23 protein-coding genes are annotated in these 26,526 nt (G+C 57.9%); 13 read left to right on the forward strand and 10 right to left on the reverse strand.

Annotated features, from left to right (window positions below; all coding sequences use genetic code 11):
• Nucleotides 1-24 precede the first annotated feature (24 nt).
• The gene (locus tag Q1A20_RS22300; protein ID WP_298976291.1) at nt 25-1,179 is read right to left on the reverse strand and encodes a rhamnan synthesis F family protein; all 1,155 of its coding nucleotides are present in this window, start codon (nt 1,177-1,179) and stop codon (nt 25-27) included.
• Nucleotides 1,180-1,499: 320 nt separating this feature from the next.
• Here Q1A20_RS22300 and Q1A20_RS22305 point away from each other — a divergent pair, with 320 nt between their 5' ends.
• The 5 genes from Q1A20_RS22305 (at nt 1,500) to Q1A20_RS22325 (ending at nt 7,398) form a co-directional block, all read left to right on the forward strand.
• A complete protein-coding gene (locus tag Q1A20_RS22305) occupies nt 1,500-3,122 on the forward strand; it encodes a hypothetical protein (RefSeq protein WP_299410276.1) in 1,623 nt (540 codons plus the stop codon).
• A gap of 22 nt (nt 3,123-3,144) precedes the next feature.
• Nucleotides 3,145-3,519 (forward strand): DCC1-like thiol-disulfide oxidoreductase family protein, encoded by a 375-nt coding sequence (locus Q1A20_RS22310; RefSeq protein ID WP_298976293.1) that lies wholly within the window; start codon nt 3,145-3,147, stop codon nt 3,517-3,519.
• Between the two features lie 86 nt (nt 3,520-3,605).
• On the forward strand, nt 3,606-4,406 hold the full coding sequence (locus Q1A20_RS22315; RefSeq protein WP_299918798.1) for a hypothetical protein: 801 nt from the start codon (nt 3,606-3,608) through the stop codon (nt 4,404-4,406).
• A 74-nt stretch (nt 4,407-4,480) separates the two neighbouring features.
• Nucleotides 4,481-6,346 (forward strand): asparagine synthase (glutamine-hydrolyzing), encoded by a 1,866-nt coding sequence (asnB, locus tag Q1A20_RS22320; RefSeq protein WP_299410273.1) that lies wholly within the window; start codon nt 4,481-4,483, stop codon nt 6,344-6,346.
• Nucleotides 6,343-7,398, forward strand: a complete 1,056-nt coding sequence (locus Q1A20_RS22325) for a glycosyltransferase family 2 protein (RefSeq protein ID WP_299410272.1) — start codon at nt 6,343-6,345, stop codon at nt 7,396-7,398. Before asnB ends, Q1A20_RS22325 begins: the two co-directional genes overlap by 4 nt.
• 9 nt (nt 7,399-7,407) lie before the next feature.
• Here the strand turns inward: Q1A20_RS22325 and Q1A20_RS22330 are convergent, their stop codons facing one another.
• From Q1A20_RS22330 to rfbC, 7 genes are all read right to left on the reverse strand, one after another.
• Nucleotides 7,408-8,085 carry an FkbM family methyltransferase gene (locus Q1A20_RS22330; protein WP_298976298.1) on the reverse strand — a complete coding sequence of 226 codons (678 nt, stop codon included), beginning with the start codon at nt 8,083-8,085 and terminating at the stop codon, nt 7,408-7,410.
• A gap of 168 nt (nt 8,086-8,253) precedes the next feature.
• Nucleotides 8,254-9,306 (reverse strand): adenine phosphoribosyltransferase, encoded by a 1,053-nt coding sequence (locus tag Q1A20_RS22335; protein ID WP_299410270.1) that lies wholly within the window; start codon nt 9,304-9,306, stop codon nt 8,254-8,256.
• A gap of 243 nt (nt 9,307-9,549) precedes the next feature.
• Nucleotides 9,550-10,929 (reverse strand): phosphomannomutase, encoded by a 1,380-nt coding sequence (locus tag Q1A20_RS22340; RefSeq protein WP_299410268.1) that lies wholly within the window; start codon nt 10,927-10,929, stop codon nt 9,550-9,552.
• Nucleotides 10,930-10,957: 28 nt separating this feature from the next.
• Nucleotides 10,958-11,824, reverse strand: coding sequence for a glucose-1-phosphate thymidylyltransferase RfbA (rfbA, locus tag Q1A20_RS22345; protein WP_299918801.1), 867 nt, complete (start codon nt 11,822-11,824; stop codon nt 10,958-10,960).
• Nucleotides 11,825-11,837: 13 nt separating this feature from the next.
• Nucleotides 11,838-12,686, reverse strand: a complete 849-nt coding sequence (gene rfbD / locus Q1A20_RS22350) for a dTDP-4-dehydrorhamnose reductase (RefSeq protein WP_299918803.1) — start codon at nt 12,684-12,686, stop codon at nt 11,838-11,840.
• A complete protein-coding gene (gene rfbB, locus Q1A20_RS22355) occupies nt 12,683-13,723 on the reverse strand; it encodes a dTDP-glucose 4,6-dehydratase (RefSeq protein ID WP_299918805.1) in 1,041 nt (346 codons plus the stop codon). Before rfbB ends, rfbD begins: the two co-directional genes overlap by 4 nt.
• Nucleotides 13,724-13,727: 4 nt before the next feature.
• Nucleotides 13,728-14,291: a dTDP-4-dehydrorhamnose 3,5-epimerase gene (rfbC, locus tag Q1A20_RS22360; RefSeq protein WP_299918807.1), complete on the reverse strand. Its 564-nt coding sequence runs from the start codon at nt 14,289-14,291 to the stop codon at nt 13,728-13,730.
• 165 nt (nt 14,292-14,456) lie between these two features.
• On the opposite strand from rfbC, the gene Q1A20_RS22365 reads away from it, so the two are divergent.
• The gene (locus Q1A20_RS22365) at nt 14,457-15,785 is read left to right on the forward strand and encodes a UDP-glucose/GDP-mannose dehydrogenase family protein (RefSeq protein WP_298976307.1); all 1,329 of its coding nucleotides are present in this window, start codon (nt 14,457-14,459) and stop codon (nt 15,783-15,785) included.
• Nucleotides 15,786-15,797: 12 nt separating this feature from the next.
• On the opposite strand, the gene Q1A20_RS22370 is transcribed toward Q1A20_RS22365, so the two are convergent.
• Nucleotides 15,798-17,156 carry an arylsulfotransferase family protein gene (locus Q1A20_RS22370; RefSeq protein WP_299918809.1) on the reverse strand — a complete coding sequence of 453 codons (1,359 nt, stop codon included), beginning with the start codon at nt 17,154-17,156 and terminating at the stop codon, nt 15,798-15,800.
• 83 nt (nt 17,157-17,239) lie between these two features.
• A complete protein-coding gene (locus Q1A20_RS22375) occupies nt 17,240-18,652 on the reverse strand; it encodes a mannose-1-phosphate guanylyltransferase/mannose-6-phosphate isomerase (RefSeq protein WP_299918810.1) in 1,413 nt (470 codons plus the stop codon).
• Between the two features lie 364 nt (nt 18,653-19,016).
• Between Q1A20_RS22375 and Q1A20_RS22380 the strand changes: the two genes are divergently transcribed.
• The 7 genes from Q1A20_RS22380 (at nt 19,017) to Q1A20_RS22410 (ending at nt 26,526) form a co-directional block, all read left to right on the forward strand.
• Nucleotides 19,017-20,036, forward strand: a complete 1,020-nt coding sequence (locus tag Q1A20_RS22380; RefSeq protein WP_299410258.1) for a glycosyltransferase family 2 protein — start codon at nt 19,017-19,019, stop codon at nt 20,034-20,036.
• Nucleotides 20,020-21,540, forward strand: a complete 1,521-nt coding sequence (locus Q1A20_RS22385) for a hypothetical protein (protein ID WP_299506588.1) — start codon at nt 20,020-20,022, stop codon at nt 21,538-21,540. Before Q1A20_RS22380 ends, Q1A20_RS22385 begins: the two co-directional genes overlap by 17 nt.
• Nucleotides 21,541-21,574: 34 nt before the next feature.
• Entirely contained in the window at nt 21,575-22,486 is a 912-nt protein-coding gene (locus Q1A20_RS22390; protein WP_299506586.1) for a lysylphosphatidylglycerol synthase domain-containing protein, read from the forward strand.
• Between the two features lie 128 nt (nt 22,487-22,614).
• On the forward strand, nt 22,615-24,054 hold the full coding sequence (locus Q1A20_RS22395; RefSeq protein ID WP_299918815.1) for a UbiA family prenyltransferase: 1,440 nt from the start codon (nt 22,615-22,617) through the stop codon (nt 24,052-24,054).
• On the forward strand, nt 24,051-24,473 hold the full coding sequence (locus Q1A20_RS22400; protein ID WP_298976320.1) for a GtrA family protein: 423 nt from the start codon (nt 24,051-24,053) through the stop codon (nt 24,471-24,473). Before Q1A20_RS22395 ends, Q1A20_RS22400 begins: the two co-directional genes overlap by 4 nt.
• Complete coding sequence (locus tag Q1A20_RS22405) at nt 24,470-25,792, forward strand: FAD-binding oxidoreductase (protein WP_299918818.1); 1,323 nt, start codon at nt 24,470-24,472, stop codon at nt 25,790-25,792. Before Q1A20_RS22400 ends, Q1A20_RS22405 begins: the two co-directional genes overlap by 4 nt.
• The gene (locus Q1A20_RS22410) at nt 25,789-26,526 is read left to right on the forward strand and encodes an SDR family oxidoreductase (RefSeq protein WP_299410251.1); all 738 of its coding nucleotides are present in this window, start codon (nt 25,789-25,791) and stop codon (nt 26,524-26,526) included. Before Q1A20_RS22405 ends, Q1A20_RS22410 begins: the two co-directional genes overlap by 4 nt.

Raw genomic sequence — 26,526 nt, forward strand, 5'->3', positions numbered from 1 at the left:
AAAGCGACGCTCTTTGCTTTATTTTTAAGGCTTGGCAGACGTCCTGAGCTTCGGTTGCAAATACTCTTTTGCCTCTTCGAGCGCTTCCTTCGAAGCAGGCGTTTTCAGCCGCTCAAGAATACTTAAGGAAATCCGCGAGGCCTCTGGATGCAGCCAAAGCGGTGATTTTTTTAAGAAAGGGAATTTCTCTTCGATCACGGTAAATTCGGGGAGCGCATATCCAGTTCCCTGACGGGTAACGCCAGTCAGAATGAATGAAATTAGCTCTTCTCGGCTAAGTGTCTCAAGTACAGGAAGGAGCTGTTTCTTGAGCTTGCTCAGTTGGATGTCCTCGGGGATCATCAGGTTGGTAGCAACCTGCAACAGCCTTTCTGTATCCAGATCAGCGAGCTTCGCGTGCAGGTTTGTAACATTGAGCGTGCTGGCGTGGGAGTAACCCTTGCGAAGCGCCCAGGCCGATAAACCTAATTCACCGCGCCGAATTGTCTTCCTTTTGTCATTTGACAGTGGAAACCACTTCCAGAACCTCAAGAAAGAGCGATCCCGTAACACGTTCGAACTGAACGCCAGTGCGAAGGAGCAGTAATGAAAGCCTTTCCGTTCAGTTCTGTAGTCAAACTCAAGATCCCGGAATTTCTCCGCCGGTTGGCTATCGATGCCATAATTTGACACTGCGCCGACCATATCACGGTCAAGCTGGTCCACTTGATCTAGCCAATCGATGTCATCCGTGATGGGAAACCATACAGAGTCATTCAGCAAAATCAGCTGGTCCATCTCTGCCAACCGGGCTTGATAGGCCAGAATACCGTCGCGATAACCACCAAAATCATAGCCAAAATTGGGTCGCTGAATCAAACGCTCACAATGGTGAAGCAGCATTTCTCGGTCTTCAGGACTAATCGGCGCGTTGCAGACAACTGTAACGCTCCGACCTTTGTCAATGAGGTACCTTAGAGTACGCACGTGCGACTTCAGAACACCAAATTGGGGAAATATCAGGTAAATCGCGGATTTCGAGGACGGCATCTGCTGGCCATCAAATATCTGTCTGTCCCTTGACAGAATGTAATCATAATACCGCGCTGCTAAAAAAACTTCGTATATGACAACAGGAATATGTCCGATCTGTCGTCCCAGGCGATTGAGTTCCCGCTTTATTTTCCACCACTTTGCCACGGGGATTTTCCGCTCTTACGTTGCTTGCTTCCAAATATCCGCCAGTTCGCGAACAAGCATATATCTGATTCAACCGACGTTTATCCGGTTCGCTCTACAATCAACAGTAGGTAGCAAATCAAAAGTGGATTTCTGCCAACGCAAGACCGCAGTTGCTTGGCCGTTGTGCCCTCACCCAGCAGGTTTGAGCGGATTTGGGTTTTTGGTTGGCGCCGCAATGCCCATCCACTAGTACTTAAGGTAGAAGCGGCCCAGAATACACATGTAACGGGTGAACTTCAGTCAATGATATAAGTTCGAGCAGCAAGCAAAATCACCCTATGTTGACCCCCGACACTTCGACTGCGTCTAATCTGTGGTCCCGTTTCCAAGGCATTCTTCAGCCGGAGCTGGGTTATGTGCTTGTGACCCTTCTGGCATTCAGTGCTTTCACCGCGCAATTTCTATCCCTGAAAGAACTCGGGGTTGTTTGGCTATGTGGCGCGACCCCGTTCGCGGTTGCATTGTGCCTGATCGCTCCCGGCCCACGTAGCACGTCGGTGATCACATCTGTTCGAATAGTGGCTTGTACGATCGCTGTCGTTATGGCGCTGTACTCAGCTGTTGCAACGATCACCTACCCGGCAAAAGTGAACGCTGACTTTGACCTGGCGTTGTTGCTGGTGTTTCTGAGCGTGCCCGTCAGCTTGGTTTCAGCCGTCGTCAGTTTCTGGCGTCCTGCTTTTGTTTTCGTCCCGTCTGTACTGGTGCTCCAGCAAAAGGCCATCGCCTCAACCATGTTTGGGTTCGAAATTTCATTCACTGACTACATTCCAGTGCTCGAAATGGGTGTTTTTCTCGGACTTGCTCTGATGTTGCTCGGCCCGGGATTGGTTCAGCGACTTGGCCCGCTGTCGCGGATGTTGCGGAACTGCGATCTTGAATATGCGATGGTCCTGGCATTCATGGCTGCGGTGAGTGCGCATTTTTCCAACTACTTCTACTCTGGTTTGCAGAAAGTTATTCTCGAGGGCGGGCCCTTCCTTTGGGTTCTCCACAATCCGACACATATTCTTGGCGCAAACGCTTATTTATCCGGATTCCTACCGACAGGGACGAACGCAGAGCTTTCCGCTTTCGCTTTGTATAGCTTGGAAATCTTCAGGCCTGTTTTGAACGCAACAATTTTGGTTGGGCAGTTAGGCGCGCTTGTTTTTGTTGCGCGTCGCAGCATGCTGATCGCAGCGACGCTCTTTTACGACATCACGCATGTTGCGATCTTTTTTGCTAGCGGGATCATGTTTTGGAAGTGGGTTGCCCTCAACACGGCACTTGTCGCCGCAATGCGTCATCTGCCAAAAATGGCAGAGCGCCGGACTGCGGTGATCATGTCTTGCATGATCGTACTGTTGGCACCAGAAGCGTTCAACATTGTTCGGCTGGGGTGGTACGATACCCCCGCTCTGACCCGCACCGAAGTTATCGCTGTGACCAAAGATGGTAACGAATACGAAGTGCCTTCGAATTTCTTTGGTTCGTACTCTGTTACCGCAGCTCAGCACCGCCTGGGGCGAACTGCCACAGAGCATTTCCCAACTGTGACATTGGGGACCACGCAGCAAGAAGACATCTTTCACCAGGCTCATTCGGACTGCACATTTCCCGAAACCCCTTCCACTCCCTTCCAGCGCGACAAAGCGTGGATCACCAATCTGGTTCAAACGACACACACGTATGCCGCACAGCAAGCGTCTGACGATGGCCTGTATCGTTACGATCTGTTTCCACACCACATTTGGTCGAATCCGTGGATGTTTAAAGACTTCGCAAAGGTTGATCCAAACACCATCGATTTCTACATCTATCGAACTATATCTAGCTGCATAGCGCTTGACCGTGGGATGCCACTTGAGGACGTGCGCTTTGTGAGTGAATTCAAGGTCCCTGCTGTCACGCTCGATTGACAAACAAAGAGTAAAACTGGACATGACACAAGGTATTCAAATTGTGTACGACGGAGATTGTCCGTTTTGTTCGCAATACGTAACAATGACCCATTTGCGCCAGGCTGTTGGCCCGGTCGAGTTGATCGATGCCCGTTCGGAACATCCATTGGTTCAGGAGGTAAAAGCACTGAATGTAGATCTGAACGAAGGTATGCTGGCGCGTTATGGCGGGCGTGACTACTTTGGCGCAGATTGTATGAATTTGCTGGCACTTCTGTCGAACAGAGAGACCGTTGGCGGGCGCGCGATCAGTTGGGTCTTCTCCAACGAAAAAATTGCCCGTGCCCTGTATCCACTTCTGCGGACCGGTCGCAATGCAACACTGCGCCTGATGGGCCGTGCAAAGATTACCTAGAGAATAGTGATATTTGAGTGACAACACCGTGCTTACTCGCTAGGCATGGGCGAAATTTAGCTCTGGGCGACGACGCGCAAAATAGAATGCAAAAAACCTCGATCGCTGTGTATTCATGTTTCTTCGGTGACCCAGAACCCTACAATGTCGGGTCGTTGGGCAATGGCCAAGGTTACGATCGAATTCTGTTCACAGATCGTAAAGACATACAGCCTGACGGAGTTGAAATCCGGCATCGCTCGGCAGTTGCACTCGGACCAATGTTTGAATCGCGCCGCGCAAAGATACTACCGCATCGTGAATTGCCCGAATATGACTGGGCGATATATGTCGACAACCGCGCGTCTTTGCAGTGCGCGCCGGCAGATCTGATCCAGAAATTAGGCGGAGATAAAGCAAAGCCTGGTCGCTATGTGTTTCGCCACCTTGATCGTGAAATGGTACGAGACGAACTGGATGAATGTTTTCGCATGGGCCATTTGAGCGAGGACCAGTGGTCAGCCCTGGATGACCTTTTTACGCGGGCGAAGCTCTCGACCGATCTCAAGCTGACGCACAATGCGATCCTGATTTACAAGGCCGGAGACAGCGCAACGGAGAAAATGTCAGAACTCTGGTTCGATCTGTTTCTTCACTACAGCAAACGCGATCAGCTCACGATGCAAGTGGCCGAACACCTGACAGGAAGCCCTGCAATTCGCATGGACGGCAAGCTGGGCGATATTGCTGAATGGCCGGTCTATTGGCCAGAGCAACGGGCAGACAGCATGCAAGTCTTACCCGTGGAAAACCCATACCCAAAATACTCGCTGGCCAGGCTAAAATTTGATCGTATGCAGCAACGCAAGCAAGATGCAATTGCTGCAAGGCGCTCTCGCAGAACGTGAGAGATTGAATATTGCCGATCCAACGGCCATAGCAACCAAGAGGCAGTGCGCCTCACAAATCAGAGGGGTGTGGTATGTGTGGATTGCTGGCAGTGCTTGGCCTTCCCAAGGGAAGTAAAATTTCCCGAAATCATATCGAAGTTGCGCGCGATATCATGGCGAAACGGGGTCCCGATGCCGCCTCTTTGATCGAAATTGATGCGCCCAACGACAAAACCCATTTTCTGGCACACCGCCGCCTGTCGATTCAGGATCTGAGCGCGCAGGCGCAGCAACCGATGACCTCTGCCTCGGGGTTATGCTCCATCGTGTATAACGGTGAAGTTTATAACACCAAAGCGCTCCGCGACGCCTTGGAAGGTCATGGTATCAAATGCCGTACAACATCTGATACAGAGCTGATCCTTGAGGGCTATGAGCTCTGGGGATCCTCCGTTGTCGAAAAACTGAACGGTATGTTTGCGTTCCTGATCTGGGATAAGCGTTCCAACACGGCTTTTCTTGCCAGAGATCGCGTGGGCATAAAGCCGCTCTATGTTGCGCGCACACCCGGAGGGTTGGCATGCGCATCCGATTTGCGTGCCTTGCGCGCGCTCGGATTTGGCACAGAAATAAATAAAGAGGCTCAGGCGCAATACCTGATGCTTGGGTACGTACCTGCTCCCAATTCCATTTGGGAAGGCATCGAAAAAGTGGACGCCGGAACGACCCTGACATGGTCTCAGGATGGTACTGTCGCGGAACACACATATTGGTCGGCACCTGAAGACACCGACTATGAAAGTAGCAAGCCACCGCTCAGCGATCTGATCGATACCGTGGTCGAAGAGCATCTCTTGTCAGATGTACCCGTCGGTCTGTTCCTTTCCGGTGGGATGGATTCCAGCATCGTGGCGGCTTCGGTTGCAAATCTTGGCTCCGAACAGGCCAAGAATATGACAGCCTTGACCATCGCCTACCCAGGCAACGCGGCATCAGATGAAGCGCCGGTCGCTCAAAGAACCGCTGACATGCTGAACCTGGATTTCAAGGTACTGTCGCTCAACTCAGCAGCTGATCACAGCTATGAAAAATCCGTTGCCGCGTTGGATGAGCCCCTGGCATATAATGCTGTTGTCAGCCAATCAGCGATTTCAGAACTTGCCGCACAATCTGGCCTCAAAGTGGTTTTATCCGGCGACGGTGGAGACGAAGTTTTTGGCGGCTATCGCTGGCACGAATTTGCGCGAGCCAGCGATTTCACGCTGACACCACAACGCGGTTTTAAAAATTGGCTGAAACGCCTGAAGGGCAAAAATCGGATCGCGCTTCATGAAGCTGCGCTTGGAGATGCAACGCGGAAATTATCGGACATGTCCCTGCACGCCTTTCGCGTGTTTCCGGCCCTGCGTCCTGACCATGTAGCACAATTAATGAACGGGATGTCCAAATCCTTATGTGAGGATCTTCTGACTTCAACGCTCGGGCGATACGATGCACCCGGTTTGCCATGGAAAAGGCGCATGCAACGCGTTGATCTCTACACCTTCTGTCAAGACGTTGTACTGCCGAAAGTTGACCGTGCAGGGATGGCGTATAGTGTCGAGGCGCGCCCTCCGATGCTGGATCACCGCATCATTGAATGGGGCCTGTCGCATCCTGAAACAGATGATTTTGATGCACACCCCAAGAATGTCCTGCGCAAGATCGTGCGTGATCGTGGTTTGGGGTTTCTCCTGGATGAACCCAAGCGCGGCTTTAGCCTGAAACTAGGTACCGGACCGGATCCAGATTCCGTCGTTGAGAGCATTGACCGAAGTCGTGAAGCTTTGGGAATTTCCAGCAATTGGCGCAATACTCTGCATGACAAGACCGAACTGTTATCGATCAAGATGGACACCATGTATTTCCTGTCACTTTGGGAACAGTCTCTCAATCACGACCCATTGGTAGTCACATGATGCATCCACTTCAACACCTTGATGACCTGGACCTGGTGTCAAACCGACAACCCGATCCCGAAGCGTTGACCCTCTGCGCAATCGGCCGCAATGAGATGTATTTTCTTCCCAGTTTTTTGGAACACTATCGCAAGCTTGGCATTGAGCAATTTGCGATCTTGAATGACCGTTCTGATGACGGAACAAAGGAATATCTGCTGGCGCAGCCGGACGTGGTTTTGTTCGAAAGCAAATACACCTACGGAGACACTGTAGATCTGCCGGAAGATCTTGTCGCGAGAATTCCAAACCAGCGCATCTTGTATGTCTGGCGCACTGCTTTGTTTAACAGGTTTGCCAAGGGGAAGTGGGCTGTCCAACTTGATCTGGATGAATTCATCCACTTGCCACAAGGTTATACTTTTCAGGATGTTGGTCGCAAATTGGATGCTGCCGGTGCCCGCGTGGCGTATGGGCTCATGTTGGATGTGTATCCTAAGAATATCTCTGTTTTGTCATCTCAATCGAAGGACAAGGAAGTCGATCCAGGGGCGGATTGGTATTTTGACGGGGAACCCCACCTAAAACTGCAGGAAAATCAGCCCCCAAGCGTCGTGCATCCCGGCGCCCGCGCACGGTTGTTCAAGACTTATGGCACGACGCGGTTGTATGAGAGTCTTGGTTTCCCCGTGCCTCAGTACAAAAACTGGCGCCGCCGAATGCGTGCGACACGGTTTGGCACGAAAATCCCCGCATATAACGTCATGCAAAAGCCAGTTATGGCGCATTGGCCAGATGGTGCATTTTTCACCAACTCTCATGATACCAATGTGCCCGCAACACCCCACCTTTTGATGCCATTTCAACATTACCGTTTTACAGGATCCCTCTACGCCAAAATCGAGATGGCCATCCGGGAAAATTCCTACAGCGCCGGTTCGAGAGATCATCATCTGCTGTCAGATTTGCTGACCCAGATGCAAAAACGAAATGGTTCGTTTTGCTACCGCAAATCTCAGCGGGTAACGGGATACGAAGGTTTTGAAAAAGCGGGTGTTGCGTTCGGGTTATGAACCCCTGCCCTAGTGCCAGGTCAAATCAATGACTGGGCTCTTGATCTTCTCTGCACGCGCTTTCAGTGCAGCCACACGCGGTTCATGCCCTGGTATCTTGGTTTCATGCGTTTCTGCAAAGATGTATTTTATTCGCGAAAGCAGGTCAGCATCGTCAAAGAGTTTTTCAAACAAATCGACTTCCGCGCCTTCAATATCAACTTTTAGAACACCTATATTCTGATCCAAGTCTCGAAGAAACTTGAGAACATCGACTTGCGGAACCTCGAAGGAATCCTCGTGAGAGATGTTATATTTGTTCGAAACTACAGAGCTGGACTGAGAATTCATGATCGGGTCGTCTGCAAATTCAGGGTGGCGATATAGATTCACGCTGCCTTCGCACGTACCGGCCGCGGCTTCCACAATTTCCACGTTATCCAAATGCGCTGTATTCTTTCGCAGCTGTTCCAATGCCCAGGGATCTGGCTCAAACGCATATACCTTTTGAGCGCGCCGTGCCAGAAGTTGGGAGTACTCACCAATATTGGCACCCAAGTCGATTGAAACCATGCCAGCTGTAAAATCCAAGGCGTCAAGGAAACGCCAAGACGTACCATGCAGTTCATATTTTTCGGTATAGCGGCGACCAATTTTACCCGGTAAATGACGCAATGTTCGGTATTTTTTTCGTTTCCAGTCACTCATCGTTTGGCCACCTCAAATGCTCCAAATCGCGCCATACGTGCTCATACGTTGGTTGCTACGTGGGTTCAACTCCTCCTGTGAAGCAAAACCCGCAGCTGAATGTCTGATTGAGATAATGCTTTTCTGCTGGTGCTTGTGCAGGACAACAGTTGAAATCGGCATCGAGTTCTAATTTCGCGACAGCCTGCGTCGCGTTCGGCGTTGTCTATTCCGTTCTCGGAGCCTTGCAAGCCTGTCCTCTCCAAGAAGCATAGCCCCGATTTGTTGGCGTAGCGTCCCCCGCGCCTTTGATCGTTCAAAATAGCCCGGCGTTCTGCCCGAGCGAACCTGATCAAAGGCAAGCGGGCCAAGCCCTCGATCAATTTGTTTCATCAGCGCGTCGCGTCGCTGATAATACTCATCTTCAGCAACACCCGCAGTGGAGGTCTTGCGCAAGTGTACGAAATACTCGTGTGCGTGCGTTTCTGTGACGTCAATGACCTCAAGGTCCAGCAATCCAAGCTGTGCCAAGTCTCTTACCATTAACTCAAAAGTTGCCCCGAATGAGACGGTGCAGTGGACGTCTACATAAACAGGATCTGGCTGCAATTGTTCCGAATACAAATCAAATGCCTTGCCCATGCGCCGGTCCACAACAAAAAGGCCAGGGTCGCTCAACTGCAGCGAGCAGGAGTTATGCTGTCCTTCAGAGTCCTGATAGGTCGATTTATTCAATACATAATCAAAGATTGTGTCGGGATCTGGGGCATCGATGTCCTGTCGATACGCGCGCATCCAGTCAGACAGTCTGGTCGGAAAGCGAAAATGATCAAAACAAGTGCGATAATCAGGTATCGCCATGGAAACAATGCCGCCCTCAGGCAGCACATCAGCACATCCTTGGAGAAATTTTATAGGGTTTGGCAGGTGTTCGAAATTGTGAGACGAGACGATGTAGTGGATATCGTCATCGATTTGGGCAGCTTTGAGCAAATCTGCTAAACTGCTGGCGTCCCCAACGATGTCGACATCTTCAATTTCATCGATCCGTTCGTTTGGAATGTGATCCGAGGTTTTGGCGCGCTCTCTCAGCTCTGCCGTTGTTGAAATGTCCAGGACAAGCACGTTATATCCATCGGATTTCGGAACCGCAGGATTGAAGAAAGGCGCAATTTCAATCCCCTGTTTATGGCGGTCTACATATCTCGTCAGTTCCTGCAGTCTGCTGGATTTCTTGTTCAAGGTAATTTCCCATTATTGCTGAGACTAGTTTAATGGTTGCGGACCAAATCCAACAATTGACGACGCAAATTGCTCTCTGCTGTGCAGCGGGTGCGTTCCAACAGGCAGCGATCAGAGGAGAACATGATCAAACCTTCATTGTCAAAAAAGGGTCTTGAGCGGATACAAACTCCGTAAACTAGAGGCGCTCTAGCACAATGCTAACGAGACTAAAACAAGTGGATAGCGAGATTTTGGTCTGTCTCAATGGCTTTTGTTCAGCACAGTCCTGAGGTGTGTCAGCGCCCGTGCCAGTAGGGCCGCTGCCGCTTCAGTGTCTTTTGTCTCGATATAGAGCCTGAGTTCCGGGGCATTTCCCGAGGGGCGGACGTGGATCACGTCGCCGTCTGTCAGGATCATGCGCAGCCCGTCCGTCAGGTCCAGGCGCTCTTCTTCCTTGTTCAAGGGTGCCAGAAACGCAGCCCGCGCAGCGGGGTCTTGCTGCCACCGGTCCAAGAGTACGCGGCTTTTGGCCTGTTCGACGTTCTGCAACCGGTCCGCGACGGTCACCACGGGGGGTTCTTGCGCCACGCGGGCGGCGATGCCCCCGTCCCGGCCCGCGTAAAGCACCATCAGGAGCGGCAGGGTGCAGTCGCGGGTGACGAGCGGCGCCAGCGCACCCGCCGGGCCCATTGCTTCGAACCCCAGCAGAAAACCGCCATTGGCCTCGTATCCCACGACCCGGCCGCCGCCCTGCATCGCCGCAATCACATAAGGAGAGCCGATCTGCGTCAGTCGCACATCCTCGAAGCCCTTCCGTGTCACGCCGCTGTTGGAGGAAATCGGCGTGGCCACGACCTCTGCCTGCAGCGCTCGCGCGGTGATCTGGCCCAGGATATCGCCCGGGATCACGCGCCCGGTCTCATCGGCCAGCAGCGGGCGGTCTGAATCGCCATCCGTGGAAACCAGAGCGTGCAACCCGTGCTCCGCCACCCAGGTCTTGATCTGGTCGCGCACGGCTGGATCCACTGCTTCGGTGTCCACGGGGATGAAGCTCTCCGAGCGGCCCAGCTCGATGACCTCGGCGCCGAGATCGCCCAGAATGCGGGCCAGCACGTCACGCCCCACGGCGCTATGGGCATAAAGCCCGATGCGCTGACCGGCGAGCGCCCCTGCCCCGAAAGCATCGGTGAAACGGGTGATATAGCGATCATTGGCGGCCGTATCCTGTTCCAGCGGGCCGAGGGGACCACCCGGTACGGGCCTGTCCAGATGCGCGAGGATCGCGGCCTCATCCGCCTTGCTGATCTCGCCCGAGCGGACATAGAACTTCAGCCCGTTGCGATCGGCGGGGATATGGCTGCCCGTGACCATCACCGCGCCGCCGCCCGCGGCCTGTGCTGCCAGCGCCAGCGCGGGGGTGGGCACCGCGCCGCAGTCGATCACGCGGACACCCACGGCACGGGCGGCCTCGATCACATTCTGCGCAATACGGGGGGAAGAAGGCCGCAGATCGCGTCCGATGCAGAGCACGCCGCCGGTGTCACAGGCGGCCAGGAAGGCCTGCACATGGGCGGTGATCAGCGCCGGGGTCATGGCTGTCACCAGCCCCCGCAACCCGCTTGTGCCGAATTTCACGGACATGCACTGCCCTCCGCTGCAAATGCGCCTGTTAGAGACTGTTCAGATAGGTACCGTAGTCGTTCTTGGCATATTTCTGCGCCTCACGCTTGAGGTCTTCGCGGCTGATCCAGCCCAACTCGAAAGCGATCTCTTCGGGGCTGCCGATCTGCTGGCCCTGGCGCTTCTCGATGGTGCGCACGAAGTTACCCGCATCCAGCAGGCTGCCGTGTGTGCCGGTATCGAGCCAGGCATAGCCGCGCCCCATGCGCTGCACGGTCAGGGTTTCCTCTGCCAGATACATCTCCAGCAGGGTGGTGATTTCCACCTCGCCGCGGGCCGACGGCTTGACGCTGCGCGCCTTGGCGGGCGCGGTGCCATCAACGAAATAGAGCCCCGTCACCGCATGGTTGGAGGGCGGTACTTTTGGTTTCTCGATGATGCCGCGCACCAGGCCATTGTCGTCAAAATCCACCACGCCGTAGCGTTCGGGATCGGCCACCTGATAGCCAAAGACCGTCGCCCCCTGCGGTTGCGCATCGGCGGCGGCCATCAGCGCGGGCAGGCCCTGGCCAAAGAAGATATTATCGCCCAGCACCAGAGCAGAGGGCGCACCGTTCAGGAAATCTTCGGCCAGAATGAAGGCCTGTGCCAGCCCGTCCGGCGAGGGCTGCACGATATAGGTGAGCGTGATGCCCCATTGCGATCCATCCCCCAGCATGCGCTGGAACTGCGCCTGATCCTCGGGTGTGGTGATCATCGCGATCTCGCGGATATTTGCTAGCATCAGCACCGAGAGCGGATAATAGATCATCGGCTTGTCGTAGATCGGCAGGAGCTGTTTGGAGACCCCCAGCGTGATCGGATAGAGCCGTGTGCCCGAGCCGCCCGCCAGAATGATGCCTTTGCGCGATGTCATGGAAATCTCCTTGTTAGGCTCTTTTCAGATCCGCCAGAACCGCGGTCAGACCGGCGCGCCAATCGGAGCGCGGGATGCCGAAGGTGGCAGCCGTTGTGCTGCAGTCGAGCCTGGAATTCAACGGGCGTGTTGCCGGAGTGGGGTAGTCCGCCGTCGGGATGTCGGTCACATCCACCGTGAGATCCGCTTGCGCAAAGATTTCGCGTGCGAAATCGGCCCAGCTCACGTCCGGTGCGCCGCTGAAATGATAGGTACCGGTTTTGGTCGCGTCTTCTTTCAGCGCCTGTGTCATGGTCATGCAGGCGGCGGCGATATCGCGCGCTGGCGTCGGTCCCCCGATCTGGTCCCCCACGATGCTCAGGCTGTCACGCTCTGCGCCGAGGCGCAGCATGGTCTTGGCAAAGTTGTTGCCATGGGCGGAAAACACCCAGGAGGTGCGCAAAATAGCATGCCTGCCCCCTGCCCCGGTCACGCCGCGCTCACCGCCAAGCTTGCTTTGCCCATAAACGCCCAGAGGACCGGTCTCATCCTCCGGCTGCCACGGCGCCGTACCGCCGCCCTCAAAGACGTAATCGGTGGAGATCTGCACAAACGGCAGGTCGCGCGCGGCAGCGGCAGCCGCCATCGCCGTGGGCGCCATGGCGTTCACGATCATCGCGGTGTCGCGGTCGTCCTCGGCCTTGTCGACGGCGGTGTAGGCGGCGGCGTTGATCACCGCATCTGCGTCGGTTTCGGCAATGATCGCTTCGCAAGTCCCGGGATCGGTCAGATCCGCCTGATCACGGCCCAGACAAGTGACCCCGTCAAAGCGCGCCAGTTCCGTGGCCACCTGCCCGGTCTTGCCAAAGACGAGCACCTTCATGCTTTCACACCCAATCGGTCGCCAACACCTGCGCGGGTCTGCAAGGCGCGCCACCAGTCCTCATTGTCGAGATACCATTGCACGGTTTTCTCCAGTCCCTCTTCGAGGGTCACGGAAGGCCGCCAGCCCAGCTCCGTAGCAATCCGGGTGGGATCGATCGCATAGCGCAGATCGTGGCCCGGACGGTCGGTCACAAAACGGATCTGGTCTTCATAGAGACTGTTTTTGGGGCGTTTCTCTTCGAGAATGCGGCAGATCATCCGCACAATATCGATGTTTTTCGCCTCATTCTCACCGCCGATATTATAGCTGCGTCCCAGAGCGCCCTTCTCCAGCACGGTCAGCAGCGCATCGGCGTGATCTTCGACATAAAGCCAGTCGCGCACGTTCTCGCCCGCGCCGTAGACGGGGATGTCTTTGCCCGCCAGCGCGTTCAGGATCACCACAGGGATCAGCTTTTCAGGGAAGTGGTAGGGCCCGTAGTTGTTGGAGCAATTGGTCATCACCACCGGCAACCCGTAGGTCTCGGCCCAGGCGCGCACCAGATGGTCAGAGGCTGCCTTGGAGGCGGAATAGGGCGAGCGCGGATCGTAAGGCGTGGTTTCGGTGAACTGCCCCGTCTCACCCAGGGACCCAAACACTTCATCGGTGGAGATGTGATGGAAGCGGAACCCTTCCGGCTTGCTCTGCGCGGTCCAGAAACTGCGCGCCGCTTCCAGCAGCTGATAGGTGCCGGTGATATTGGTCTCGATGAAATCGCCCGGCCCGTCGATGGACCGGTCCACATGGGATTCCGCGGCCAGATGCATCACCGCATCGGGTTTATGGACACTGAAAATCCGGTCCAGGGCAGCACGGTCGCGGATATCGGCCTGCTCAAAGGCGTAGGCCGGGTTGTCCGCGACAGAAGCCACATTTTCCAGACAGGCGGCATAGGTCAGCGCATCGAGATTGATGACCTCATACCCGCGCGCGATGGCCTGACGCACCACGGCAGACCCGATGAAGCCCGCCCCTCCGGTCACAAGCAGTTTCATAGGGCTATCCTTCATAGACAAAGGGGGTGTCGAAATCCGCCAATCCCGGGGCGGCGGCGTCTTTTTGCGACAAAACAGGCTCTAAATCGCCCAAACCCCAGTCGATGCCGATCTGCGGGCAATCAAATCGCACGGCCCCGTCACAGTCGGGCGCATAGTAATCGGAGCATTTGTAGATGATTTCGGTCTCGGGCACCCGGGTTGCGAACCCGTGCAGGAACCCGGTGGGCACCAGCAGTTGCTTGCCGTTTTCAAAGCTCAGCTCTTCGCCCACCCATTGCCCGTAAGTGGGAGAGCCGCGCCGGATATCGACCACCACGTCAATGAAAGCACCGCGCCCGCAGCGCACCAGCTTGGCCTGCGCATGGGGTGGCGATTGAAAATGCAACCCGCGCACGGTGCCCGCCTGCATCGACAGGGAGTGGTTGTCCTGCACCCAGTCGATGTCGAGGCCCTGTTCGGCCATTTGGCGCTTGCTCCAGCTTTCGCTGAAAAAACCGCGCGCATCGCCGAACCGTTTGGGCGTCAGGATAAAAACACCGCTCAACTTTGTCTTCTCGATCTGCAAACCCGGCACCCTTACACAACTGCGGCCAGGGTCCAATTATCAAGCAGTCCGGCGGCTGTCACCCACAAACCCGGCAAAAGTACCCTTGGGACAAGCTGCCGGTGTTGACAGGTCCAGACACTTGCCGCATCACGCAAACGGATCTGTGCTGCAGGAGACGAGTAAATGAAGATTGCGATGATTGGCACCGGATATGTGGGCCTTGTGTCAGGGGTTTGTTTCTCTGATTTCGGACATGAAGTTGTCTGCGTGGACAAGGATCCTGCCAAGCTGGCCAAGCTGAATGCGGGCGAAGTGCCGATCTACGAGCCCGGGCTCGACGATCTGATGGCCAAGAATGTGGCCGCGGGGCGTCTGTCCTTCTCCGGCGATCTGTCGGTTGCAGTGGATGGTGCGGATGCGGTGTTCATCGCGGTGGGCACGCCGACGCGGCGCGGCGACGGCCATGCGGACCTCACTTACGTGATGGCGGCGGCCACGGAGATTGCCCAGGCGCTCACCGGCTATGCGGTGGTGGTGACGAAATCCACCGTGCCTGTGGGCACTAACCGCAAAGTGGCCGAGACCATTGCCGCGGCCAATCCACAGGCCGATTTCGACGTGGCCTCGAACCCCGAATTCCTGCGCGAAGGGGCGGCGATCGACGATTTCATGCGCCCGGACCGGATTGTGGTGGGGGTCGAGAGCGAACGTGCGGCAGAGGTCATGCAGGCGATCTACCGGCCGCTTTACCTGCGCGATTTTCCGATCATGACCACCGATCTGGAAAGTGCCGAGATGATCAAATACGCCGCCAATGCGTTTCTGGCGACCAAGATCACCTTCATCAACGAGATCGCAAGCCTGTGCGAGCGGACCGGCGCGGATGTGAAGATGGTCTCCAAAGGCATGGGCATGGATGGGCGCATCGGCAATAAATTCCTGCACGCAGGCCCTGGCTATGGCGGCAGCTGTTTTCCCAAAGACACCTCCGCCCTGGCCCGGATCGGACAGGATTACGCGGTGCCGATGCAACTGACCGAGACGGTGATCAAGGTCAACGAAGAGGTCAAACGCCGCATGGTAGAGAAGGTTTTCGACCTCTGCGGCGGCTCGGTCAACGGCAAGACCGTGGCGGTGCTGGGGGTGACCTTCAAGCCCAACACCGACGACATGCGCGACGCGCCATCGCTGACCATCGTGCCCACACTTGTGGGCAATGGGGCCAAGGTGCGGGTGGTGGACCCGCAGGGGTTCCGCGAGGGCGAAGCGCTGTTGCCGGGGGTTGTCTGGACAGAAGATGTCTATGAGGCGACCAAGGATGCGGATGCGGTGGTGCTGCTGACCGAATGGAACGAGTTCCGCGCGCTCGATCTGGCGCGGATCGCAGAAGATATGACCACGCCGGTGATGGCCGATCTGCGCAATATCTATTCCCCCGACGATGCCAAGGCCGCGGGGTTTACCGCCTATACCTCGATCGGGCGGTCGGATTATCAGCTCGCATCCGACTGACAGCGCTGCCGCTTACGGGCAGGACCATTCCGCGCGTGTAAAATATGTGCGCGGATACATCCGGGCTTCGGTCACCTCCGCCACCCGGTCCGCATCATAGCGGTTGAGGTATTCCCAGGTGATCTTCCCCGCCGCGTTGGTTTCAAAGATACGCCCGGCCTCGAATTCGGTCACCAGATAGCCGCCTTCGGGGGTGATCTCGTGTTTGCCGCGCACCACGGTCCCGAAGGTCTCGCCCGCGCGCGCGCCGTAGACAACGATATTGGTACCTGCCGCGGGATCGGTTTTGATAATATTGCTGACCAGCGGTGCTTTGGGGTCGACCTTGTCGCTGCTGCCGCCAAGCGTGCTGGTGCGGTAGGTGTTGTTGTTGAACACGGTCAGCGTGCCGTCGGCATTGAACTCAGGGTCATGCTGCCGGCGCCAGGGGCCGGTCTGGTGCCATTTTACGCGCCAGGAATTGGGGTCGACCATCAGGACGAGATTGTATTTCCGCAGCGACAGAACCAGGTCCCCCGCATCGAAACCGACAAAGGCATCGGCGATGTTGCCCGGTAGTTCCCCGATCTTGTTGAGATGAACAAGTTCGCGGTCCCAGGTCTTGTTGCTCATGATGGATTCGCCCGTCGCCGTCATGAGAGGTTCAAGCCCGTTTTCGAACAGCAGCGCGCTGACGGATTTCTCCAGCAGAATTTCGCCGTCTTCGGAGACTTTCAGAATCAGATCATCTTCGACCATTCCCCTGCCGCGCATGCGCATGAGATGCGGAAACAGCGTGTCGCGCGCCTTTGGCCGCAGAAAGCTCCGGCCCGGGATCCAATATCCGCCGCTTTCGGCGGTTTCCACCGAATGATGCGTCGGGTGATCAAGGGTCCAGAGCACATCGCCGCAGGGCGACAGCTTCACGCTGCCGCTGTATTCATAGTTGAACACGACCGACCCATCCGGATTGACGAGCGCGCCATGGAGGTCGACATTCCAGTCGCTTTGCGGTGGCTGCGGCAGAAACGACGGGTCGGGGAAATGCTCTGAAAACCGCACCGGCCATCTGGCCACAACCGTGCCGTCCCGCTGCATCAGACGCATCTCATTGCCGCCGTCGAAAAAGCCCGACACAAAGATCAGCATGCCGTCGTCCGGTCGGGTATTCGTGATGACCCCGCTGCCCTGATGCCGGGCGGGCTGCAGGAAATGAACCGGGTCGTCACCGCGTTCGGTCAGCAGCGTATCGGCCGTGTTCCTCAGATCGCGCAGCGCAAGGAAGGCGGCGTTTTCCCGTTGCCCTGAATAAGCCCCGAAGATGAAGGCGGCCCCGACCAGCAGGACCACACATGAGAAGGCGAAGATCAGTTTCTCGGGGTTTTTGAACATAGATTCTGCTGGTCCTTCTGGACGTGTGATCTTCCTGGGCACGATATGTCGGGGATGTGGGGCTGATTGGAAAACTGTCCAGATCAGCTGCGGTCATAAATATCCTCGTAGCGCACGATGTCGTCCTCCCCCAGATAGGCGCCGGTCTGCACTTCGATCAGATACATTGGCACCTGCCCGGGGTTGGCCATGCGGTGCACGGCGCCCAGCGGGATATAGACGGATTGGTTTTCGGTCAGCAGCTGTTCGCTTTCCCCCACGGTGACCTTGGCGGTGCCCGCGACCACGATCCAGTGCTCGGACCGGTGCACGTGGCTTTGCAGGGACAGCACGCCGCCCGGTTTGACCATGATGCGTTTGACCTGAAAGCGGGACCCGAGGCAAAGCGTCTCGTACCAGCCCCAGGGCCGGTAGAAGCGTGGATAATCGGTGGCCTGTTCGACCTGCGCCTTTTTCAGCAGAGTGACCGCGTTTTTGACCTGCTGCGAGGCGTTCATATCGGCCACCAGCACCGCATCGCGCATGGCCACGGCGACGATGTTCTTCAGCCCCACGCCCACCAGATGCAGATTGTCATCCTCCGAGCGCAAAAAGGTGTTTTCGCACTCCAGCGCTGTGGTCGGCCCCTGTTGCACCAGCCCGGCGTCATCAGGATCCGAAGCGGCCCAGAGCGCATCCCAGCTGCCCAGATCGGACCAGCCGCTGCTCAGGGGCACGGCCATGACGTTTTCGGCCTGCTCCATCACCGCGTAATCGATGGAGTCGGCGCGCACCGCGGCAAAGGCCTCTTCTCCCAGCCGCATGAAGCCCAGATCCTCCGCCCCGGTCTCGATGGCCGCGCGGCAGGGCGCGATCATATCCGGCGCATGGGCCTCAAAAGCGGCGATGATATCGCGCACGCGCCACAGGAAAAGCCCCGCATTCCACAGGTGCCGCCCGCTGGCCATGAAGGCCTGTGCCGTCTCTGCATCGGGTTTCTCGGTGAAACTGGCGAGCTTGACCGGCGTGTCGCCTGCGGCTGTCTCCGCCAGTTCAAGGTAGCCATAGGCTGTTTCCGGCCGGTCGGGCGTGATGCCGAAGGTCACCAGATGGCCCTCAGCGGCGGCTTTTGCCCCCGCCTGAATGGCCGCATGGAAGGCGTCGATCCCGCTCATGATGTGATCGGAGGGGGCGACCAGCATCATCGCTTCGGGTTCCGTCTCCAGCAGCAGCGCGGCACAGAGGATGGCGGGCGCGGTATTGCGCAGGGCGGGCTCGATCACCACGCGGGCGTCTGTCAGGCCAATGTCGGCGCATTGCTCCATCGCGATGAACCGGAAATCGGCGTTGGTCATGATCAGGGGTGCGGCAAAATCGGGCCCGCTCAGGCGTTTGCAGGTGGTCTGAAACAGCGTGTCTTCGCCGATCAGGTTGCTGAACTGCTTGGGAAAGGCTTTGCGCGAGGAGGGCCACAGACGTGTTCCGGAGCCCCCACAAAGAATAACCGGATGTATCACACGCGTCTCCCTGCACCTTGGATCTGTGGCTTGCACTCCTCATGCACATACTCCGACGACATGCAGGCGACAATAAGGTCTGACGCGCCAAAAGCATGATCCTGCCCCGCCTCTGCATGCGGGCCGGATCGGGCGCAGGGAATTGATGCGAAAATATCACAGCAAAAAGACGCCTGAAATCGTGCTGCAACTGCAAACAGATTGCATGCTGGTGGGAAAAACCCTGATGGTATAGGGGGAAACCGGGCGGTGACATTGTCCATTCAGGGGTAAAAAATGTGCATCTCTGCGCTGCAGCGTCATAAAGCCGTGCGTTCCCGGGTATTAATGTTGTAACGCATAACGATAGTCGCAAGTTGGTCAAATGAAGCTTATTATCCAAATCCCCTGCCTCAATGAGGAAGAAACCCTGCCTGCGGTCCTGCGGGACCTGCCCACCACAATCCCCGGCATCGATATCATCGAAACCCAGATCATCGACGATGGGTCGACCGATCATACGGTCGCTGTCGCGCAAGAACTTGGGGTCACCTATATTGTGCGCAACAAGACCAACAAGGGATTGGCGCGCAGTTTCCAAAAGGGCATCGAACATGCGCTGCTGCGGGGCGCCGATATCATCGTCAACACCGATGGCGACAACCAGTATGACGGCAATTCTATCCCCGATCTGGTGAAGCCGATCGTGGAGGACCGCGCCGATATCGTGCTGGGCGACCGCGATACCGCCAGCAACATGGAATTCTCCGCGCTCAAGCGGCGCCTGCAGGCGGTGGGCAGCTCGGTGGTGCAGCGCATGGCGGGCATCGAGGTCACCGATGCGGTCTCGGGGTTTCGGGCCTATTCCCGCGAGGCGGCGTTTTCGATCAATGTGATGACCACCTTCAGCTACACCACGGAAACGCTGATCCACGCGGGCCAGATGGGTCTGACTATCGTTTCGGTGCCGGTGGGCACCAACAGCAAGACCCGGCCGTCGCGGCTCTTCAGCTCCATGTCCTCCTTCATCAAGAAGCAGGCGCTGACGATTCTGCGCAGCTATGTGATGTACCGCTCGCTCAATGCGTTCTCCACCCTGGGGGCGGTCATGATCGTGATCGGGATCGTGCCGATCATCCGGTTCCTGTATTTCTATTTCATCGGCGAAGGCGGCGGCAACATTCAGTCGTTGATCCTCGGCAGCATGTTCCTGCTGGCGGGGTATCTGACGCTGGTGCTGGCCCTGCTCAGCGATACCATCGCCACCAACCGGCGCCTCATCGAGGCCACGCTGCGCCGGGTCCGCCATCTGGAGATCGATCAGCAGATGGCGCTGTCAGACGCCGCAGAACCCCCCTTCGTTGAAGCGCCGCAGAAGAAGACCGCCAGTGCTGGAAGAAAGTAATATACTGCCCTCCGAAAGGGTGTCCCCGACAACCCTGGTGGCTGTGATGATCGCCGTTGTGAGCACCCTCGTCTATCTGCTCCTCGCGCTCGACATCATGATGCCGTGGAAAGACACGCCCTATTGGGGCATGGACATCTATAATTACCAGGCGATCGGAATACTCAACGGCACGTTGGAGATGCCGGTACGGATCATCGGCTACGAAGGCCATTATGCGCCGGATGGCACGGCGGTTTCCTATCACGGGATCGCCCCGATCCTGACCCGGCTGATCGTGGCGCCTTTCATGGATCTCAACAACCCGGCGATCTCGGGGGCGTCGATCTGGTTCTGGTGCACGCTGGGCGCGGTCTTCTATCATCTGTCCTTTCATCAGGTCGCGGCCCGCTACTGGCCCGAGGAATCGTTCAATCGGATGGTCTGGTTCGGGGTGCTCTCATTCATGGTCTGGGTCACCGCGCCCACGCTGCTGATGGTGGTGGCGGTCCCCTTCTATCACGAGCCCATCGCGCTGAGCTATGCGATGGCGGCGATCTGCGTCTTTTGCATGGTGCGCTATCACTTCTTCGATGCCCCGCTGTCCAAAATCCTGATTCCGATGGGGATCTGTGCGGCGATGACCGTACATGCACGGCCCAACCTCGCTCTGGGCTTACTGCTGGGGACGGGATTTCTCTGCCTTGTGGCGCTTATCGGGCGGGACCGGATGAAGATGCTGATCCCCATCGCGGTGTCCGGCACCATCATGGTCGGCTCGCTGGCCGGTTTCATGGTGCTCAACAGTGTCAAGTTCGGCAGCGCCGGTAAGGTGCATGGCACCTATGAGGACACCGGGGTGCAATATGGCCCGGTTTTCTGGGGCTTTGAGGAGCGTGACAGCCCGCGGGCCAGCGCCTTCATCGAACACGGGCGGTTCAATGCCAAACGCATCCTGCCCAATCTGGCTATGTATACCTTTGCCCCGCCACGGCGGGTGCTGAAAAGCAAGGCCCCCTACCGCAAGGCCCTGATTGCCTACCGCAAGGTCACCACACCCATGCTCGGCTTCATCCGGATTTATATGCCGACAGCAGGCGCCTTCTACCTCTGGACTGGCTGGTTTGCGCTGGTGCTCTTGGGTTTCAGGCGCACAGGCATTTTCACACCGGGGGGCGTGGCGCTCCTGGGGACCACAGCCGTCCCGGCGGTGGTGACGCTTAGCTACGGCACGATCAGCCTGCGATATTCCTTTGACATGTGGCCCTTTCTGATGGCGCTGGCGATCTTTTCGCTGCCGGCGGCCTGTCGCAGCCTGATGGACAAGAGCACCCCCAGAAAGTTTTTCCTGCTCGGATGCGCCGCATTGGTCTTTGGGCTCTACATAAGCCTAATTTCCGCGCGCACCTATAATAACGGGTATCAGCGGACCTTCGGGCAGGTCTGGACCTATGAGGAATGCGCCGAGCGCGTTGCCGAGAAGGGCCTGCCTTCAGAGCGGCTTGCTACGATATGTGCGCTGTGACCGGCACCTGGGCATCCTCGTGGGGATGCCGCTGATGCAAACCTCAGAGACGGCAAAATCCCGCAGCAGCGGGGTTGTGAAATGGATCGGGCGGGCGCTGACGCTGGCCGCCCTGGCCTTCATCGCCTGGGAGGTCCACCGGCAATGGCCCGCGCTGAGCCAGTGGCAGCCCACCGCGCTCGATCTGACGCGGACCCTGGTGCAGTCGATGCTCTATGGCGCCTCGCTCTATATGCTGGCGGGCAATTGGCAGATCATCCTCGACAAGCTCAGCGGTGGGAGCATGCCGGTGCGGCTGGGGCTCTTTTCCTACACCAGCACGCAGATCGCCAAATACATTCCTGGCAATGTCGCCCATCTGATCGGGCGCTACCTGGTGCTGCGCGGCAAGGGGCTGAGCGATAAGGCGCTGGGGCTGGCCACGCTGATGGAGCTCTTGTCCATGCCGCTGGCCGCCGTGCTGACCGCCTCGCTCTTTGTCACCCTGATGCCGCTGGATCCGGCGATCTGGTTTGCGCCGCTGGCCAATTTTGCCGCCCCCTTCGTGCTGGGCGCGGGCGTTCTGGCGGGTCTTGCCGCTTTCGTGATCCCCGCGCACCTGCCCTGGATCTCCCACGGGCGCAGGCTCTGCCTGGTGGTGCTGATTGCCTGCCTCTTCATGGGTATTCTCGGGCTCAATCTCTGGGCAATCCTCTATTTCATGATCCCCAACCCCTCCTTTGCGGTGATCCCCGCCACCATCATCGCCTGGCTGGTGGGCTATCTCACCCCGGGCTCACCCGGCGGCATCGGCACGCGCGAGGCGACGATCCTGTTGCTGCTGGAAGGGGTGGCGCCGGACAGCACCCTGCTGCTGTCTGTCCTGATTTTCCGCATCGTCACCGTGAGCGGTGATTTCTTCTGTTACGTCTCAGGACAAGTGCTTTTACGCCCAACCGCTGCGTGAAGCAGCAAATCCCGCCGACGATCGGCGGATCGTCACGCGACTGCCACAATAATTTTGAAAGACCCGGTAAAGCGTTGTATCTCCCCCCTGCCGCTGCGTAGTGCGGCGTTATTTGAATGTTGAAGGTCATGTTACAGGACACAGTGGAACATCACCCGATGCTTGCGGTCGATCTGGATGGCACATTGCTGCGCTCTGATATGCTGCATGAAAGCTTCTGGTCTGCGTTCAGCCGCGACTGGCGCACGCCCTTTGCTGCCGCCCAAAACCTCTCTGAGGGGCGCGCGGCGCTGAAAAGCCATCTGGCCGAGGCCGCCGATATCGATGTGACCACCCTGCCCTATGACACAGGCGTCATCGACTATGTCCGCGCCTGGCGCGACAAGGGGGGCAAGGCCGCGCTGGTCACCGCCAGCAATCAGGATCTGGCCGACCGTATCGCGGCGCATCTGGATATTTTCGACGCGGTGCATGGCTCGGATGCGGCGCATAATCTCAAAGGGCCAAACAAGGCCGCCTTCCTCACCGAGACCTTCGGGCCGCGCGGTTATGCCTATATGGGCGACACGGATGCCGATCTGCCGGTCTGGAAAGGGGCCGCGCGGGCGATCACCGTCAATGCGCCACCCGCTTTGCAAAAACAGGTCGATGCGATGGACGGCGAGGTGGAGCATCTCAGCACGGTCACCGCCTCGGCCAAACCCTACATCAAGGCCCTGCGCCCGCATCAATGGCTCAAGAACGTGCTGGTGTTTCTGCCGATGCTGGCGGGCCATCAACTGGGCGCGATAACCTTTTTACAAAGCATCCTGGCCTTCATCATCTTCTCTGTTGTGGCCTCCAGCGTCTATGTGCTGAACGACCTGCTCGATCTCAAGGCCGACCGGGCGCATCCGCGCAAATGCCTGCGCCCCTTTGCCGCCGGGACCATCCCGATTGCCCATGGCGGGCTGATGTTCGCCGCGCTGATTACGCTGGGCGCGGTGCTGTCGCTCTTTCTCACCCCCACGTTCCTGGGGATCATGGTGGTCTATTACATCACCACCACCGCCTATTCGCTGACGCTCAAGCGCCGGGTGATCATCGACATCTGCACGCTGGCAGGGCTTTATACCCTGCGCATCATCGCCGGTGGGGCCGCTACCGGTATTCAGCTCTCGATGTGGCTCCTGGCCTTTTCGATCTTCTTTTTCTTCTCACTGGCCACGGTCAAGCGGCAGGCGGAACTGGTAGACAGTGCCGCCAGCGGCAAGCTGAGCGCCTCGGGGCGCGGGTATCATGTCGATGATCTGCCAATGGTGTCGATGATGGGCATCGCCTCGGGCTATGTCTCGGTGCTGGTGATGGCGCTTTACGTGCAGTCGCCGGACGTGATGCAGCTCTATTCCAGCCCGATTGCCCTCAGCGGCATCTGCTGCATCCTGCTCTACTGGCTGTCGCGGATGGTGATGCTGACCCACCGCGGCTATATGCATGACGACCCGGTGGTCTTTGCCGCCAAGGACCGGATCAGCCAGGTCTGCGTGGTCGTCATGGCCGGGTGTGCCATCGGCGGGGCCCTGCTGTGAGCCTGCAAACGCTGGTTCTGCGCTATGCCGCCTTTGCGGTCATCGCCACCATTGCCAATCTTGGCGTGCAGCGCGTGGTGCTGGCCTGGGATGCCTCCGCCCTTGGCTTTGCGCTTGCCGTCTTTGCCGGAACGCTGGTGGGGCTGGTGATCAAATACGCGCTCGACAAGCGCTGGATCTTTGCCGACACCTCCACCGGGCTGAAGGCACATGGCCAGAAATTCACCCTCTATACCGTCATGGGCGTGATCACGACCGCGATTTTCTGGGGCACCGAAACCGCCTTCTGGCTGATCTGGGAGACGGATCTGATGCGCGAGACCGGCGCGGTGCTGGGGCTCGCGGTGGGCTATATCGTCAAATACAAGCTCGACCGCCGCTTCGTCTTCACCGACACGCATCTGGGGACCGCCGCATGAAACTGTCGGGCTGGGGGCGCTACCCTGTGCATACCACGGCACTTTGCAGGCCGCGCACGCCGGAGGCCCTGCAGGCAGCATTGGCCGACGGGCCGGTGATCGCCCGCGGCAACGGACGCGCCTATGGCGATAGTGCTGTGGCCCAGGGGCGCACGGTGCAGATGCGCCACTTCAGCCATATGATCTCGTTCGATGACGCAACAGGCGTGCTGGTGGCCGAGGCGGGTGTGCTGCTGGGCGATGTCATCACCGCCTTTCTGGCGCGCGGCTGGTTTCCCCCCGTCACGCCGGGCACCAAATTCGTGACCCTGGGGGGCATGATTGCGGCGGATGTGCACGGCAAGAACCACCACAAGGACGGCAGTTTCGGCAGCTTTGTCGACTGGATCGAGCTGATGGGCCCGGACGGCATGGTCAAACGCTGCTCCCCGCGCCGCAACAAAGAGCTTTTTGAATGGACCCTCGGCGGCATGGGGCTGACGGGTGTGATCCTGCGCGCGGCGATCCGGCTGCGCCCGGTGGAAAGCGCCTGGATCCGCCAGACCACCCGAGCGCTGCCCAATCTCGAGGCGGCGATCGAGGCTTTTGAGGCCGCAGATGAGGCGACCTATTCCGTGGCCTGGATTGACTGTCTGAGCAAGGGCGATCAGCTGGGCCGCTCGCTCTTGATGCTGGGCGAACATGCGGCGGGCGATGATCTGAAAAAGAGCCGCAAGAAACGCCCCTTCGAGGTGCCTGTAAAATCCAAACGCACCATCCCCTTTGACGCACCGGGCCTCGCGCTCAACCGCTTCACCGTGCGGGCCTTCAACAGGCTCTATTACTGGAACGGCACGCGCAAGGCGGGCACCACGCTGGTGGATTGGGACAGTTATTTCTATCCGCTCGATGCGATCCTGGGCTGGAACCGGATCTATGGCCGCCGCGGCTTCATGCAGTTTCAATGCGCGCTGCCGCTGGAGACATCCGCGGACGGTCTCAAGGCGCTGCTGGAGGCGACATCTGCCGCAGGCGCCGGGTCCTTTCTGGCGGTGCTGAAACGGTTCGGGGCGCAGGAGAGCCGGTTTTCCTTCCCGATGGCGGGCTATACGCTGGCGCTGGATTTCCCGGTCAACCGCACCACGCTGCAGCTGATGGAGCGGCTTGATGCGATCACGCTGGCGCATCAGGGGCGGTTTTATCTCGCCAAGGACAGCCGCATGAGTGCGCAGACCCTGCGCAGCTCCGACACCCGGGTTTCCGATTTCGAAGCGATGCGCGCCGCAGGCGGGCTGCCGGCGCGGTTTCACTCCAAACAATCTGAAAGGCTATCCCTATGAGCAAAGGCGCTGTTCTGATCCTCGGGGCCACCTCCGACATTGGCCTTGCCGTGGCGCATCGCTTTGCCGGTCTGGGCCATCCGGTCCAGTTGGCCGCGCGCGATGCCGCAGGGTTGGAGGCCACCAGAACCGATATGGCCCTGCGCCATAACGTCGAGGTCACGACCCATGCGTTTGACGCGCTGGCGCTGGAAAGCCACGCGGGCTTCATCGACGCGCTGCCGGAACTGCCGCGCATTGCCGTCTGCGCCGTGGGGCTGATGGGCGAGCAGTCGGAAAACGAGGCGGATATGGAACGGGCCGTGCGCGTCATGCGCTCCAACTACGAAGGCCCGGCCAGCATCTTTGGCCATCTGGCCAATCGCTTTGCCGCCCGCGGATCGGGTGCCTTGGTGGGGATCAGTTCGGTCGCCGGGCTGCGCGGGCGTGCGACAAACTATATCTACGGCTCGGCCAAGGCCGGGTTCACCGCCTATCTGTCAGGCCTGCGCAACCGTCTGGCGGGGGAAGGCGTACATGTGCTGACCGTGCTGCCGGGCTTTGTCGCCACCCGCATGACCGAAGACTTGGAGCTGCCCGAAAAGCTGACCGCCGAACCGGAGGAAGTCGCGGATGCCATTGAGGCCGCCCTGCGCAAGGGCCGCAACATCATCTATGTGCGCAGGATCTGGTGGGGGATCATGACGATCATCTGCAATATTCCGGAACGGATCTTCAAAGGCATGAAGATATGA

The organism is uncultured Roseobacter sp. (assembly GCF_947501835.1).
GTDB lineage: Bacteria > Pseudomonadota > Alphaproteobacteria > Rhodobacterales > Rhodobacteraceae > Roseobacter.

What these genes read in the sequence shown, in the direction of transcription:
- Q1A20_RS22305 (WP_299410276.1), top strand. Translation starts at nt 1,500, where the DNA reads ATGTTGACCCCCGACACTTCGACTGCGTCTAATCTGTGGTCCCGTTTC.
- Q1A20_RS22310 (WP_298976293.1), top strand. Translation starts at nt 3,145, where the DNA reads ATGACACAAGGTATTCAAATTGTGTACGACGGAGATTGTCCGTTTTGT.
- Q1A20_RS22315 (WP_299918798.1), top strand. Translation starts at nt 3,606, where the DNA reads ATGCAAAAAACCTCGATCGCTGTGTATTCATGTTTCTTCGGTGACCCA.
- asnB (WP_299410273.1), top strand. Translation starts at nt 4,481, where the DNA reads ATGTGTGGATTGCTGGCAGTGCTTGGCCTTCCCAAGGGAAGTAAAATT.
- Q1A20_RS22325 (WP_299410272.1), top strand. Translation starts at nt 6,343, where the DNA reads ATGATGCATCCACTTCAACACCTTGATGACCTGGACCTGGTGTCAAAC.
- Q1A20_RS22330 (WP_298976298.1), bottom strand. Translation starts at nt 8,085, where the DNA reads ATGAGTGACTGGAAACGAAAAAAATACCGAACATTGCGTCATTTACCG.
- Q1A20_RS22340 (WP_299410268.1), bottom strand. Translation starts at nt 10,929, where the DNA reads ATGTCCGTGAAATTCGGCACAAGCGGGTTGCGGGGGCTGGTGACAGCC.
- rfbA (WP_299918801.1), bottom strand. Translation starts at nt 11,824, where the DNA reads ATGACATCGCGCAAAGGCATCATTCTGGCGGGCGGCTCGGGCACACGG.
- rfbD (WP_299918803.1), bottom strand. Translation starts at nt 12,686, where the DNA reads ATGAAGGTGCTCGTCTTTGGCAAGACCGGGCAGGTGGCCACGGAACTG.
- rfbB (WP_299918805.1), bottom strand. Translation starts at nt 13,723, where the DNA reads ATGAAACTGCTTGTGACCGGAGGGGCGGGCTTCATCGGGTCTGCCGTG.
- Q1A20_RS22365 (WP_298976307.1), top strand. Translation starts at nt 14,457, where the DNA reads ATGAAGATTGCGATGATTGGCACCGGATATGTGGGCCTTGTGTCAGGG.
- Q1A20_RS22370 (WP_299918809.1), bottom strand. Translation starts at nt 17,156, where the DNA reads ATGTTCAAAAACCCCGAGAAACTGATCTTCGCCTTCTCATGTGTGGTC.
- Q1A20_RS22380 (WP_299410258.1), top strand. Translation starts at nt 19,017, where the DNA reads ATGAAGCTTATTATCCAAATCCCCTGCCTCAATGAGGAAGAAACCCTG.
- Q1A20_RS22390 (WP_299506586.1), top strand. Translation starts at nt 21,575, where the DNA reads ATGCAAACCTCAGAGACGGCAAAATCCCGCAGCAGCGGGGTTGTGAAA.
- Q1A20_RS22395 (WP_299918815.1), top strand. Translation starts at nt 22,615, where the DNA reads ATGTTACAGGACACAGTGGAACATCACCCGATGCTTGCGGTCGATCTG.
- Q1A20_RS22405 (WP_299918818.1), top strand. Translation starts at nt 24,470, where the DNA reads ATGAAACTGTCGGGCTGGGGGCGCTACCCTGTGCATACCACGGCACTT.
- Q1A20_RS22410 (WP_299410251.1), top strand. Translation starts at nt 25,789, where the DNA reads ATGAGCAAAGGCGCTGTTCTGATCCTCGGGGCCACCTCCGACATTGGC.